Origin of the sequence: Chromobacterium sphagni (assembly GCF_001855555.1) — a bacterium.
Taxonomy (GTDB): domain Bacteria; phylum Pseudomonadota; class Gammaproteobacteria; order Burkholderiales; family Chromobacteriaceae; genus Chromobacterium; species Chromobacterium sphagni.
Genome location: NZ_MKCT01000072.1, coordinates 96,597 through 109,658 on the forward strand (window position 1 = coordinate 96,597; position 13,062 = coordinate 109,658).

Consider the following 13,062-nt stretch of genomic DNA (forward strand, 5'->3'; position numbering starts at 1 on the left):
ATCCTTGAGCCCGACCCGCCATGCCAGCCCGAGCGCCGGCAGGGCGGAGCCTTGCCCGCGCCCAGGCAAGGCAAGACAACACCAAGAACCAGGAGACGAAGATGAGGACGAAACGATGGATCCGGCTGGCTTGCGCGTTGCGCTTGGCATTGGCCTTGCCGGCATGGGCGGACGACGCGCCGGCGCCTGGCGCCGAGCCATTGAGCGCGGCGATGGCCAAGGCCTTGCAGGATATGGGATGGCAGTTTGATGGCTACCTGCGCAGCGGCTTCTATTCCAGCTCCGATGGCCAGCCCAAGGGCCAGTACCAGCTGGGCGGCGACCTGCAGCATTTCCGCCTGGGCAACGAGGGCGACACTTATATTGAGTTCGGCGTAGGCAGGAAATGGACGCTAAGCAATGGCGTGAGCTGGGGCGCCTACGTGATGCCCACCATCTACAACGGCAAGGCCGGCGCCTCGCAGATCTACGGCTACATCAGCGCTCTGGAGTTCGCGCCCAGCCTGACGCTATGGGCCGGCCAGCGCTACCACCGCATTCAGGACATCCATATCCTGGACAATTGGCTGATGCAGGACGGCGACAACTACGGCGCCGGCGTGGACGGCGTCGCCGTCGGCAAGGCGAAGCTCAATCTGGCGGTGTACTCGTCGGGCAGCTACGCCAACAACAACGCCGTGCCCAACAACGCGCGCCGCGCAAACTTCCAGCTGACCGGCATCGAGACCAATCCCGGCGGCAAGCTGACGCTGACCGGCGCCGCGGTGAGCGGCGACTTCGCCATCGGCAAGCCTGGGGCGGTGCTGGGCTTGTTGCACAACCAGAAAGATTTTCTGGCCCAGGGCGTCAACCATTCCTTGTTCCTGCAAACGTCCAGCGGCCACGCCTCGCTGTCCGGCGAGTTCTACAATCTGGACAGCGAGGGCGCGGCGCAGGCCGGCGCGCGGCAAAACCGCATCGCCGAGGCGCTGGACTGGCAGCGCGGCCGCTTCGGAGGCCAGGCGGTGCTGGGCTGGCAGACCACGGCGCCGGACAACGCGGCCCGCTACCGCGACGCGACATTCGGCGGGCGCTTGTCCTACGGCCTGGCCGCCAACGTCAAGCTGCTGACCGAAGTGGGCCTGACCAGCCGCGACATCGACAATCAGCCGCTGCAGCGCTTGAACAAGGCCACGCTGGCGCTGGCCTTCTCGCCGAATGCCGATTTCTGGTCGCGGCCGGAGCTTCGCCTGTACGCCAGCCGCTACGACTGGAACAGCGCCGCCGCCCAAGCCAATCTCACCACCTTCGCGGTGGGCGGCAAGACCCGCGCCAACACTTTCGGCGTGCAGATCGAGGCCTGGTGGTAGGCTGCGCCGCCCGCTGGATGTTCTCCGGGGCGGCACTTTGGCGCCGGTGGCTGGTCTGTAATGGATGGGCTGTTTACCGGAGTCGGCAATGAGAAAGCACTTATTGGTTTGCGGGGCGGTGCTGCTGGGGCTGAGCGGCGGGATGCGGGCTGAACCCGTCGTGGCGGCGCCGACGTTGTTCGGCGTCAAGCTGGAGTGCCTGCCGGCGGCGGACGCCGCCGACAGTTGGCATGACTGGCTGGCGACGCGCTTGTCCTTGCGCGGGCTGGAGGAGGGCGCGGCACCGGCTTGGCGGCTATGTTTCACTGAGGAGACGGATCAGCAATCGGTGGCGCAGCCGATGGACTGGCGCTACGACGGCTATTGGGGACAGCCGCCGTACCGGCTGGAAAGCTGGCCGGCGCTGGCCTTGACGGTGAAGACGGCTGATGGCGCGGTGTTCTGGCAGGGGCGGGAGCGGCTGGGGGAGGGCGACAACCGGCGGCAACGGCTGGAGCAGGCGGCGCGCCGCTTGCTGGACAGGATGCCACTTCCGTAAGAAGTTCTGGTTATGACTAATGATTTTTAGGTTGTAAGCCATTGCGGATTTCCCGTATTGTCGCCATGGCGTCCTGCTGTACTATCGGAAACCTTCGCTGACATGACCTGCAAACGACGGGGCAGCGGCGGAGGGACAAATCAGATCACAACAGCCGAATCCGTGCATGAGGCGCCCGCCTGGACAGCGGGCGTCTCGTCGTTTCCGCCCTATGCAGCCACGCGTTGCCGCGAGCGGGCCGGTATCGGCGACATACGGGATAGTAGACAATGAGTTTGATGCGCAAGAAGAGCGTCCAGGGCATGCTGGAAACCGCTCAGACTTCGCGCGGGCTGCGAAAAGAGCTCTCCGCGTTTGACCTTACCATGTTGGGCATCGGCGCCATCATCGGCACCGGCATCTTCGTGCTCACCGGCACCGGCGCGACCATCGCCGGCCCCGGCCTGGTGCTGTCGTTTGTGATCAGCGCCTTCGCCTGCGGCTTCGCCGCCATGTGCTACGCCGAATTCGCCTCGATGCTGCCGATTTCCGGCTCCACCTACACCTATGCCTACGCCACGCTGGGCGAGCTGATCGCCTGGATCATAGGCTGGGACCTGCTGCTGGAATACCTGCTGGCCTCTTCGGCGGTGTCGGTCGGCTGGTCCGGCTACTTCCAAAGCCTGTTGTCCGGCTTCGGCGTCAAGCTGCCGCAGGCGCTGACCGCCGCCGCCGGCTCGGTGCCGGGCAAGGATACCCTGTTCAACCTGCCAGCCTTCTGCATCGCGATGATCATCACCGCGCTGTTGGCCTTCGGCATCAAGGAATCCAAGCGCGTCAACAATATCGTGGTGCTGATCAAGGTGGCGGTGGTGCTGCTGTTCATCGCCATCGGCGTGTGGCACGTCAAGCCGGTCAACTGGCAGCCGGCGCTGCCGTTCGGCTTCTCCGGCGTGTTCCACGGCGCCGCCATCGTGTTCTTCAGCTTCATCGGCTTCGACGCCGTCACCTGCGCGGCGGAAGAAGTGAAGAACCCGGCCAAGGACATCCCGCGCGGGGTGATCTGGTCGCTGGCGGTATGTTCCATCCTGTACGTGGTGGTGGCCGCCATCATGACCGGCATCGTGCCCTATATGCAGTTCGCCGGGGTCGACCATCCAGTATCGCTTGCGCTGCAGGTCGCCAAGCTGGACTGGTTCGCCGGCTTCGTCGACCTGGGCGCCATCCTGGGCATGATGACGGTGATCCTGGTGATGACCTATGGCCAGACCCGCATCCTGCTGGCGATGTCGCGCGACGGCCTGCTGCCCAAGATCTTCTCCGAGGTAAATCCCAAGTATGGCACGCCGTACAAGGCTACCTGGCTGATCGGCTCCATCATCGCGCTGCTGGCCGGTTTCGTGCCGCTGCACACGCTGGCCGAGCTGGTCAACATCGGGACGCTGGCCGCCTTCTCGCTGATCGCGCTGTCGGTGATCGTGCTGAGGAAACGCGAACCGAACCTGCCGCGCAAGTTCGTCTGCCCGGCGGTGCCCACCATCCCGGCGCTGGCGATCCTGTGCTGCGGGTTTCTGATGACCCAGCTGTCGCTGCTCACCTGGACCTGCTTCGCCGCCTGGCTGGTGATCGGTCTGGTGGTGTACTTCGGCTACTCGCGGCGCAATTCGCTGCTGCATAATCCGGCGTGATCTCTTTCTCCGGCCATCGGCCGGCGGATGTGAAAAAGGCGAGACCGATGGCGGTTTCGCCTTTTTTCATCTGCAGCGCGGGGGCGGCGCGGTTCAGGCCTTGGCCAGCGAGCGCGCCCAGCGCAGCAGGCCGACGGCGTAGGAGACGTAGTAGCCGGCCAAGGTGGCGAAGATCAGCAAGGTGACCGGGTGGGCGATGAAGCCCGAGGGCGGCGAGGAGAGCGAGCCGCCGGACAGGTAGAGCCCGGCCAGGCGGTAGACGATGCGGCCGATGAACAGCAGCGACAGCGCAATGCCCAGGTGTGCGCTGGGCGTGTAAAAGCGGCCTTGCTCCGAGGCCTCGAACTTCGTCAACCGTATTCCGTAGCGGCCCAACAGCGTGCCGATGACCGCGCCTGCCAGCAGCATCAGCAATTTTTCCGGCTGTCCCAGCGATGCCTGCGCCAGATAAACGAGCAAGATGGGAAAGACGGCCACGGTCAGCCACGGACGGACGGGCGACAGCCGTTGCCGCCCCACCATGCGGCGTATGCGCGAGTACAGTCGCCAGACAACCAGCGCGGCGATGCCCAGCGAGGGGAGCAGGGACGGATGGATGGCGAGAGTTGTCATATTGTGGCGAGCGTGTCCGGTGGTTTCAATTTGGCGGCAGCCTGGGCTGCGCGCCGGATGCGATGGCGGCCGTCCCGTCGCGATGAGGCGCGCTGTGCCGGATGGAAGCCGGCCGTGTCTGCGCAGGGGGCGTTGTCGGAAGTTTATACTCCCATATGTCATGACGGGCGGCAGGCTTGCCATAACCCGGAGCCGGGACGGCGGGTGCTATTGGCGGGACTGGTTGTCTGCTATCCGACTGGACGCTGTGGCGAATATGGCTGCGCGCAGGGGGCGGGAAAAAGCAAAAATGCCGCCCGCTGGGACGCGGACGGCGTTTGCTTGCGCCAGGGGCGGACGGCGCGGCTTAGTCGGTGCGCAGCGCGATGAACAGCACCGATTCGCCGCGCTTCACCAGCAGCGCGGCATGGCCGCCGGCGCCGGACAGCGCTTTTTCGAAGGCGTTGATGCTGGTGATGTCGCTCTGGTTGAGGCCCATGATGATGTCGCCGGGCTGCAGGCCGGAGCGGGCCGCCGGACCCTGCGCCTTCTGGATCAGCAGGCCGCCGTGTATGCCCAGGTCGGCGCGCTGCTCCGGCGTCAGCTCGGACAGCGTCAGGCCCAGCTTGCCGAACTGGTAGCCTTGCGGCACGGTGTCGTTGGCGGGCTTGGTCGGGTTGCCGGCATCCGGGGCCTGTTCCACCAGCGTGGCTTCCAGCGTCTTTTCAAAACCCTTGCGCCAGACCAGCAGCTTGATCTTGGTGCCCGGTCCCAGCGCGCCCACCAGCATCGGCAGGTCCTTGGAGCTGTCTATCGCCTGGGTGTTGAGCTTGAGGATAATGTCGCCGGGCTGCAGGCCGGCCTTGGCCGCCGGACCTTTCGGATCCACCCGCACCACCAGCGCGCCGGCCGGGCGCGGCAGGCCGAACGATTGCGCCAGCTCCTGCGTCACTTCCTGGATGTTGATGCCCAGCTGGCCGCGGCTGACCTTGCCCTTGGTCTTCAACTGGTCCACCACCTGCATCGCCAGGTCGATCGGGATGGCGAAGGAGATGCCCATGAAGCCGCCGGAACGGCTGTAAATCTGCGAGTTGATGCCGACCACTTCGCCCCGCAGATTGAACAGCGGGCCGCCGGAGTTGCCGGGGTTGATCGCCACATCGGTCTGGATGAAGGGCACCAGGGTTTCGTCCGGCAGGCTGCGGCCCTTGGCCGAGACGATGCCGGCGGTGACGGTGTTGTCGAAGCCGAACGGCGCGCCGATGGCGGCCACCCACTCGCCTACCTTCAGGTCGGCGGGGTTGCCTATCTTGGCCACCGGCAGATCGGCGGCTTCCACCTTCAGCAGGGCCACGTCGCTGCGCTTGTCCAGGCCCACCAGCTTGGCACGCAGTTCGCGTTTGTCGGTCAGCATCACGCGGATCTGGCCGCCGTCCGCCACCACGTGGGCGTTGGTCAGGACAAAGCCGTCGCTGCTGATGATGAAGCCGGAACCGTAGGAAATGCTTTCCTCCGGCGTCTGCTCCTGCTGCTGCGGCTGGTTGGGCATGAAGCGGCGGAAGAAGTCGTACAGCGGGTCGTCTTCCGGCACCGGGAAGGGCATATTGCTGCTTTGCTGCGGCGCGGCGTTTTCGCGGGTGGTCTGGATATTGACCACCGCCGGGCCATCGCGGCTGACCAACTGGGTGAAGTCCGGCAGCAACATGGCCACGCGGCCATCCTGCTGGGCGGGTATGGCGACGGGGGCGGGCTGGCTGCTGCCTTTGACGAATTGCTCGATCCTGTCACAGCCGGACAGTAACGACGCTGCGAGCAGAGCGCCGGCCATGATTCGGAGATTCGTAGTCACAGGCAATCCTTTTAGTCTGACCATCTGACATCAGATGGGGGCGTGGCGGAGTTTTTGCAATTCCGGCTTTGTCATCGGCGCTGCGGTTCCCGCTCCGCTTTTATCATAACGGTTTTGCCGGATATTCGCAGAGGTCGGCGATGATGCAGCGCTGGCATTCCGGCTTGCGAGCCTTGCAAACATAGCGGCCAAGCAGGATCAGCCAGTGGTGGGCATCCACCTTGAATTCGGCCGGGACGAACTTTTCCAGTTTGTCCTCCACCTCGCGCACATCCTTGCCCGGCGCGATCCGGGTGCGGTTGGACACGCGGAAGATGTGGGTGTCCACGGCGATGGTGGGCTGGCCGAAGGCGGTGTTGAGCACCACGTTGGCGGTTTTGCGGCCCACCCCAGGCAGCGCCTCCAGCGCCTCGCGCGTTTGCGGCACTTCGCCGCCGTGCTTTTCCAGCAGCAGATGACAGGTGGCGATCACGTTCTTCGCCTTGGTGCGGTAGAGGCCTATGGTCTTGATGAAGTCGGACAGGCTTTCCTCGCCCAGCGCCAGCATCGCGGCGGGGGTGTTGGCCACCGGATACAGCCGGCGGGTGGCCTTGTTGACGCCGACGTCGGTGGCCTGGGCCGACAGCAGCACCGAAATCAGCAGTTCGAACGGCGAGCTGTACTCCAGTTCGGTGGCGGGGTGCGGATTGGCGTCGCGCAGGCGCTGGAAAATCTCTTTGCGTTTGGCGGCGTTCACTTCTTGTCCTTGTCTGCTTGATCCTGTTCGGCGCGCATGGCGGCGGCGCGCTCCATGGCGGCGCGTATCAGCGCCATCTTGTCGTTGGCGGCAAGCGCGGGCGGCGCGCTGGCGGCCTGCTGCTTGGCCCGCTCCATCGCGCGGCGTATCAGTTCATTCTTGTCCTCGGCTTCGGCCGCCGGCTGGGCGGCGGCGGGCTGGTGGCCGGGAGCTGTGGCGGCAGCCGGGGCGGCAACGGCGGCGCGCTCGGCCAGGCGACGGGCTTTGTCGGCTTGCTCTCGCGCCTGGCGCGTCTGGCGCCGCTGGTAGCGCATGCGCGCCTGGCCGGCGCGCGCCATCACGCGCTCGCGTTTGTCGTCGGCCGGGTCGGCCACCGGCGCCATGTCGATGCAGTCCACTGGACAGGGCGCCAGGCACAGTTCGCAGCCGGTGCATTCCGCCGCTATCACGGTGTGCATCTGCTTGGCGGCGCCGACGATGGCATCCACCGGACAGGCCTGGATGCACAGCGTACAGCCTATGCAGCTGTCTTCGCGGATATAGGCCAATGCGCGCGGCTTGGGCTGGGGCGCGTCCGGCGCAAACGGAATGGCCGGCTGCCGCAGCAACTCCGCTAGCGCCCGGATGCCATCCTCGCCGCCCGGCGGGCAGCGGTTGATGGGATCGCGGCCCTCCGCCAGCGCCTCGGCGTACGGACGACAGCCGGCGTGGCCGCACTGACCGCACTGGGTCTGGGGCAGGAGGGCGTCGATCCGTTCGACTAGGGTGATCACGGGCATGCTGGCGGATTCCATTTGAAAAACCGTTAATTATCGTCGCTAGCCGCTTTCCCTTCAACACCCGGTCTGCGGCGGGGCGCGGGAATGTCATGCGTGCGGCCTCAAGCGGCCGCCAGCAGCCGCGCCTCCAGCTTGTCCAGCAGGATGCGGCGCAACTGCTCCGCCGCCGCGGGCAGGGGCGTCTGCGCCCGCTGCAGCGCCAGCTCCAGCCGTGGCAGCGGCGGCAAGCCGCATTCGTTCGGAGCCAGCGCGCGCAGATCCGGCGGCAGCCCAAGCGTTGAGCGCACGCTGAGGCCCAGGCCGCCGCGCACTGCGGACCACAAGCCGGCCAGGCTGCTGCCGCTGACCGCGATTCGCCAGGGGAGGCCGGCCTGGTCCAGCGCGTCGAAGACCAGTCGCCGCACCAGGCAGGGCGCGTCGAACAGGATCAATGGCAGCGGCCGTCCATCCATTCTGGCGGGCGTCTCTTTTGTACCTATCCAGTGCAATTGCGCCTGACCCAGCCTGTCCTGATGCGGCCATGCCGTCCCATCGATCCATAGCAGGGCCAGATCCAGCTGGCCGTTTTGCAGCGCCTGCCCCAGGTCCAGGCTGCGGCCCACTCTCACCTCCACGTGCACGTCAGGGTAGGCGCGAGCGAAGCGGCCCAGCGTTTCCGGCAGCAGGTTCTCGCCGAAGTCTTCGGCCAGACCCAACCGCACGCTGCCCGCCAGCGCGGTGCCGCGCACCGCCAGCACCGCCTCGTCGTTCAATTCCAGCAGCCTGCGGGCGTAGGACAGCAGGACCTCGCCGGCCGGCGTCAGCTGCAAGCCGCGGCCGCTCTTTTGCAGGATGGCCACGCCGGCTTGCTCTTCCAGCTTCTTCATCTGGGCGCTGACGGCCGAACTGGAGCGTCCCAGCTTGTCCGCCGCGCGGGCGAAGCTGCCCAGCTCCATGCCGCTGGCCAGGCTGGCCAGCACATCCAGATCCAGTAGGGTGCGCCGCATGATTATCGTCCTGATTTTTGGAATTATTAATGAAAATATATCTGATTTTCAGGATGGTTGCGCCGGATTACAGTGCAAGGGCAGATCCACTCTTCAGGAGCCCACGATGTTTTCCATCACCGAAGCCCTGCCCAGGCTGACGCCCAAGCTGGCGGAGTTATCGCAGCAGGCCTTGTTTGACGACGTCTGGCTGCGGCCCGGCCTCAGTCGGCGCGAGCGCAGCCAGATCGCCATTGAGCCGCGGCCTAGATAACGGCTTGACGCGGGACGAACCGGCGGAGACGCTGACTCATCTGGCTTTCTACGCCGGCTGGCCGGCCGCCGCCGCGCTGTCGCCGCTCGACGCCGCCTTGCAAACCCTGGAACAGAACTGAGGAGAGCAATATGCCTTATGCCCGAATTTCCCTATTGAAAGGCAAGTCGCCGGAATATCTCCGCGCGCTGGCCGACGGCGTCCACCAGGCGATGGTGGAGTGCTTCGCGGTGCCGCAGGCCGATCGATTTCAGATCATCCATCAGCATGAGCCGGGTGAATTGATCTTCGACCGCGATTACGGCGGCGGCCCGCGCTCGGACGATTTCGCGCTGGTGGCCATCCAGACCGGCAGGCCGCGCACCGGCGAAGCCAAGGCCGCGCTGTTTGCGCGGATGGCGGCGATCCTGGCCGAGTCGCCCGGTCTGGCGCCGGCCGATCTGCTGGTGGTGGTGTCCGACGGCGAGATGGAGAACTGGTCGTTCAGCCATGGCCGTCAGGCCTCGACATTGAGCGCGCAGGAATTGCGGCCATGCTGACCATGCGCTACCAGATCCAGCTGCCCGCCGATTACGCCATGTCGGCCATAGAAAAGCGCATCGCTGAGCGCGGCCATCTTACCGACGGCCTGCCGGGGCTGGCGTTCAAGGCCTATCTGTATGGCGCCAAGGGCGATGAGGAAACCCGATCCGCCAGCAATAGCTATGCGCCCTTCTATTTATGGCGGCGGGCGGAAGGCATGCGCGACTTTCTCTCCGGGCCGGGTTTCGCCGGTTTGTGCGAGGCCTTTGGCCGGCCGGCGGTGGAGGGCGGCCTGGCCTGGTGCGGGGAGTGGCGAGAGGACGTGCCTGCAGCCCGCTTTGCCATGGTGGAGCGCCTGCCGCTGGACGCCGGGCTGGCGCTGGAGTCCGAACGGGCGATCCAGGCCGACTGGCGCCGCCGGCAACTGGCCGCGCCGGATGTGCTGGCGGCGGTGGCGGGGTTTGATCCGGCGGGCTGGGCGCTGACGCGGCTGCTGTTGCTGAGGGGGTTGCCGGCGGCTATGCCTTCATCTGGCGCCCTGCTTTACCGGGTGGGGCGCATTTCGCCGGGCGGGCGGGACTGAGCGAGGTCATGCCGGATGCCGCGTCCCGCCGGGTTCACATCGGCACGAACAGCGTCAGCCAGGCGTTCCAGCCGGAGGTGCGGTTCTTGGCGTCGAATTCGTCGTAGGCCTTCAGGTTGACGTACCACTTCTTCTTGCCCACCGGGAAGAAATAACCCATTTGCGGCCCCAGAGCGGCCACCTGCGATTTCAGGTTCTTGTTGCCGATGCCGGGGGCGTCGTCGTTGCTCAACTGGTGGTAGGCATAGCCGACCAGGCCGATATGGAAGTCTTCGTTGAGGAACTGCGACAGCGAGACGTCGAGGTGGACGTCGGCTCCGTTGCGGTAGTCGGTGTCAGGGTTCTTCTGGTTGAGGGTGAGGCCCAGCACCGCGGAGAATTCGGTGCCGGATTGGGTGTTCAGATAGGTGTAGCCGCCGCCGGCATCGTACGACCAGTGATTGCTGCCCAGATTGGCGTCCCGGTTCGGATCATAGGCGCCGACCGGGATGCCCACGGTGGCATAGGCCAGGTAATTGTGATTTGCCCGGTTCCATTTCAGCGTCGCCATCGGGTAAAGGTCGCCGATGCCGTCGCGCGAGTCGTCGCTGCTTTGACTGCGGGGCTTGCCGCGCGCATTGGTGGTGTTGGTCTGGGTATAGACCTCGGCGCGGCCGTAGAGCCCGGTCAGCGACACGGCGGCTTGCGCGCCGGCGACCGGCGTGGCGAAGGTGTAGGTGGGTGAAATGAACAGCAGGTCGTTCGGCGTGCTCAGTTGCGAGTCCGTGGTGCGGCCGCGCAGGCTCTTGCGGGTTTTCTCCGAGTTGGCGTCGGCATGGTAGGCGCTGAACGACCATGACAGGCCGGGATCGTTCGGCACCGCGGCGAAGGTGCCGATTTGGCCGGGTTGCCAGAAACTCATCCCGCCTTCGTCGGCATGCGCGTGAGCCGCGAAGAGGAAGCAGGCGGCCAGGCAGGCGTTCAGCAACGGATGTTTTGCCAGCGATGGGATGGCCAGTCTTTTTTTCATCATGAAAACTCTTGGTAACGCTGTTTATTTATGTTCCGCAGTGCTGAATGGGCAGATTTGGCCGGCGAGGCGCTGCAGGGCTATGCCGGACGAGTTTCGCACAATCTCATGCCGGATAGTAGGGACGGGGCCGCGCCGCGCGATGGGGCGCGATGAAAAAAGCCGGGGCCGCTTGACGGCCCCGGCTTGACTGGATGGACTTACAGCGGCCGTTGCAGCTGGGCCAGGATTTGCGGGTTTTCCAGCGTGGAGACGTCCTGGGTGATTTCCTCGCCCTTGGCGATGGAGCGCAACAGGCGGCGCATGATCTTGCCGGAGCGGGTCTTGGGCAGGTTCTCGCCGAAGCGGATGTCGTCCGGCTGGGCGATCTTGCCGATTTCGTGCGCCACCCAGTTTTTCAGTTCCGCCGCCACGATTTTGGCGGCGTCGCCTTCCGGCCGCGCGCCTTTCAGCACCACGAAGGCCACCACGGCCTCGCCCTTGATGTCATGCGGCTTGCCTACCACCGCGGCTTCGGCCACCAGCGGGTTGGACACCAGCGCTGATTCTATCTCCATGGTGCCCAGCCGGTGGCCGGATACGTTCAGCACGTCGTCGATGCGGCCCATGATCCAGAAGTAGCCGTTCCCGTCGCGGTTGGCGGAATCGCCGGCCAGGTAGTAGCGGCCGTTGAATTCGTCCGGGAAGTAGGTTTTCTTGAAGCGGTCCGGGTCGTTCCAGATGGTGCGCACCAGGCTGGGGAAGGGGCGCTTGATCACCAGGAAGCCGCCGCGTCCGGGCTCCACCTGGGCGCCGGATTCGTCGACGATGTCGGCGATGATGCCGGGCAAGGGCAGGGTGCAGGAGCCCGGCTTGGTCGGCACCGCGCCCGGCAGCGGCGCGATCATCGCCGAGCCGGTTTCGGTTTGCCACCAGGTGTCGACGATCGGGCAGCGGCTGCCGCCCACCACTTCGTAATACCACATCCAGGCTTCTGGGTTGATCGGCTCGCCGACGGTGCCCAGCACGCGCAAGCTGGACAGGTCGAACTGTTTGGGCAGGTCGGAGCCCAGCTTGATCAGCGAGCGGATGGCGGTGGGCGCGGTGTAGAAGATGGATACCTTGTGTTTTTCTATCATGCGCCAGAAGCGGCCGGCGTCCGGATAAGTGGGCACGCCCTCGAAGATCAGCTGGGTGGCGCCGTTGCCCAGCGGGCCGTAGCAGACATAGCTGTGGCCGGTGATCCAGCCTACGTCGGCGGTGCACCAGTAGACGTCGTTGGGCTTGTAATCGAACACCCAGCGGAAGCTGTTGATCGCGCCCAGCAGGTAGCCGGCGCTGCTGTGCTGGATGCCCTTGGGCTTGCCGGTGGAGCCGGAGGTGTAAAGGATGAACAGCGGATCCTCGGCGCTCATCCATTCCGGTTCGCAGGCTTCGCTCTGGCCCTCGGTCAGTTTGTGCCACCACACGTCGCGGCCGTCCACCCAGTTGGCGCCGCCATTGGTGCGCTGATACACCACCACGTTCTTCACCGACTCGGCGCCTTCCAGCGCCAGCGCCTCGTCCACGGTGGCCTTCAGCGCCACGCTCTTGCCGCCGCGCATGCCTTCGTTGGCGGTGACCACCAAGGTTGCGCCGGCGTCCTGGATGCGGTCGCGCACCGCGCCGGCGGAGAAGCCGCCGAACACCACCGAGTGGATGGCGCCGATGCGGGCGCAGGCCTGCATCGTCACCACCGCCTCAATGCCCATCGGCATGTACACCACCACCCGGTCGCCCTTTTTCACCCCCAGGCTTTTCAGGCCGTTGGCGAACTGGCAGACGCGGCGATGCAGTTCGGCGTAGGTGACGCGGGTCACTTCGCCGTCGTCGGCCTCGAAGATGATGGCGATCTTGTTGGCGTCGGTGGCCAGATGGCGGTCCAGGCAGTTGTAGGAAACGTTGAGCACGCCGTCGTCGAACCACTTGAAGAACGGGGCGTCGCTGTCGTCCAGCACTCGGGAGAAAGGTTTTTTCCAGGTGATGCGTTCACGCGCCAGTTCCCCCCAGAACGACAGGTAATGGTCATCCGCCTGCTCGCACAGGGCGTTGTAGGCCTCCATGCCGCTGATGGCGGCCTTGTGGCGGAAGTCTTCCGACGGGGCGAAGCTGCGGGTTTCCTTGAGAATGGAATCTAGCGTGGACATGCGTTTCTCCAGAGTCTTTAGTGTTATTGCCGCGC

The 13,062-nt window shown here is 65.5% G+C and carries 14 protein-coding genes; 7 read left to right on the forward strand and 7 right to left on the reverse strand.

Features of this window, described 5'->3' with window-relative positions:
• Positions 1 to 101 precede the first annotated feature (101 nt).
• From BI344_RS20355 to BI344_RS20365, 3 genes are all read left to right on the forward strand, one after another.
• Positions 102 to 1,349, forward strand: coding sequence for a carbohydrate porin (locus BI344_RS20355; protein WP_083370310.1), 1,248 nt, complete (start codon positions 102 to 104; stop codon positions 1,347 to 1,349).
• An 88-nt stretch (positions 1,350 to 1,437) separates the two neighbouring features.
• A complete protein-coding gene (locus tag BI344_RS20360) occupies positions 1,438 to 1,887 on the forward strand; it encodes a hypothetical protein (protein WP_139167089.1) in 450 nt (149 codons plus the stop codon).
• A 269-nt stretch (positions 1,888 to 2,156) separates the two neighbouring features.
• On the forward strand, positions 2,157 to 3,554 hold the full coding sequence (locus BI344_RS20365) for a branched-chain amino acid transporter BcaP (RefSeq protein ID WP_071114623.1): 1,398 nt from the start codon (positions 2,157 to 2,159) through the stop codon (positions 3,552 to 3,554).
• A 93-nt stretch (positions 3,555 to 3,647) separates the two neighbouring features.
• On the opposite strand, the gene BI344_RS20370 is transcribed toward BI344_RS20365, so the two are convergent.
• From BI344_RS20370 to BI344_RS20390, 5 genes are all read right to left on the reverse strand, one after another.
• Complete coding sequence (locus BI344_RS20370) at positions 3,648 to 4,166, reverse strand: CcdC protein domain-containing protein (protein WP_071114624.1); 519 nt, start codon at positions 4,164 to 4,166, stop codon at positions 3,648 to 3,650.
• Positions 4,167 to 4,512: 346 nt separating this feature from the next.
• Entirely contained in the window at positions 4,513 to 5,973 is a 1,461-nt protein-coding gene (locus BI344_RS20375; RefSeq protein WP_071114625.1) for a DegQ family serine endoprotease, read from the reverse strand.
• A gap of 124 nt (positions 5,974 to 6,097) precedes the next feature.
• Complete coding sequence (gene nth, locus BI344_RS20380; protein WP_071114626.1) at positions 6,098 to 6,730, reverse strand: endonuclease III; 633 nt, start codon at positions 6,728 to 6,730, stop codon at positions 6,098 to 6,100.
• Complete coding sequence (gene rsxB / locus BI344_RS20385; protein ID WP_071114662.1) at positions 6,727 to 7,509, reverse strand: electron transport complex subunit RsxB; 783 nt, start codon at positions 7,507 to 7,509, stop codon at positions 6,727 to 6,729. The genes nth and rsxB overlap by 4 nt, the downstream gene beginning before the upstream one ends.
• Before the next feature lie 101 nt (positions 7,510 to 7,610).
• Positions 7,611 to 8,495, reverse strand: a complete 885-nt coding sequence (locus BI344_RS20390; RefSeq protein ID WP_071114627.1) for a LysR substrate-binding domain-containing protein — start codon at positions 8,493 to 8,495, stop codon at positions 7,611 to 7,613.
• A gap of 106 nt (positions 8,496 to 8,601) precedes the next feature.
• Between BI344_RS20390 and BI344_RS25545 the strand changes: the two genes are divergently transcribed.
• The 4 genes from BI344_RS25545 to BI344_RS20405 are packed head-to-tail and all read left to right on the forward strand — an operon-like array spanning position 8,602 to position 9,853.
• Positions 8,602 to 8,748, forward strand: coding sequence for a carboxymuconolactone decarboxylase family protein (locus BI344_RS25545; protein WP_241499422.1), 147 nt, complete (start codon positions 8,602 to 8,604; stop codon positions 8,746 to 8,748).
• Between the two features lie 4 nt (positions 8,749 to 8,752).
• Entirely contained in the window at positions 8,753 to 8,869 is a 117-nt protein-coding gene (locus tag BI344_RS25550) for a carboxymuconolactone decarboxylase family protein (protein ID WP_239690841.1), read from the forward strand.
• Between the two features lie 10 nt (positions 8,870 to 8,879).
• A complete protein-coding gene (locus tag BI344_RS20400; RefSeq protein WP_071114628.1) occupies positions 8,880 to 9,287 on the forward strand; it encodes a tautomerase family protein in 408 nt (135 codons plus the stop codon).
• Positions 9,281 to 9,853 (forward strand): DUF4865 family protein, encoded by a 573-nt coding sequence (locus tag BI344_RS20405; protein WP_071114629.1) that lies wholly within the window; start codon positions 9,281 to 9,283, stop codon positions 9,851 to 9,853. Before BI344_RS20400 ends, BI344_RS20405 begins: the two co-directional genes overlap by 7 nt.
• A gap of 34 nt (positions 9,854 to 9,887) precedes the next feature.
• On the opposite strand, the gene BI344_RS20410 is transcribed toward BI344_RS20405, so the two are convergent.
• Complete coding sequence (locus BI344_RS20410) at positions 9,888 to 10,865, reverse strand: SphA family protein (protein ID WP_241499423.1); 978 nt, start codon at positions 10,863 to 10,865, stop codon at positions 9,888 to 9,890.
• 197 nt (positions 10,866 to 11,062) lie between these two features.
• Positions 11,063 to 13,027 (reverse strand): acetate--CoA ligase, encoded by a 1,965-nt coding sequence (acs, locus tag BI344_RS20415; RefSeq protein WP_071114630.1) that lies wholly within the window; start codon positions 13,025 to 13,027, stop codon positions 11,063 to 11,065.
• Positions 13,028 to 13,062: the final 35 nt, after the last annotated feature.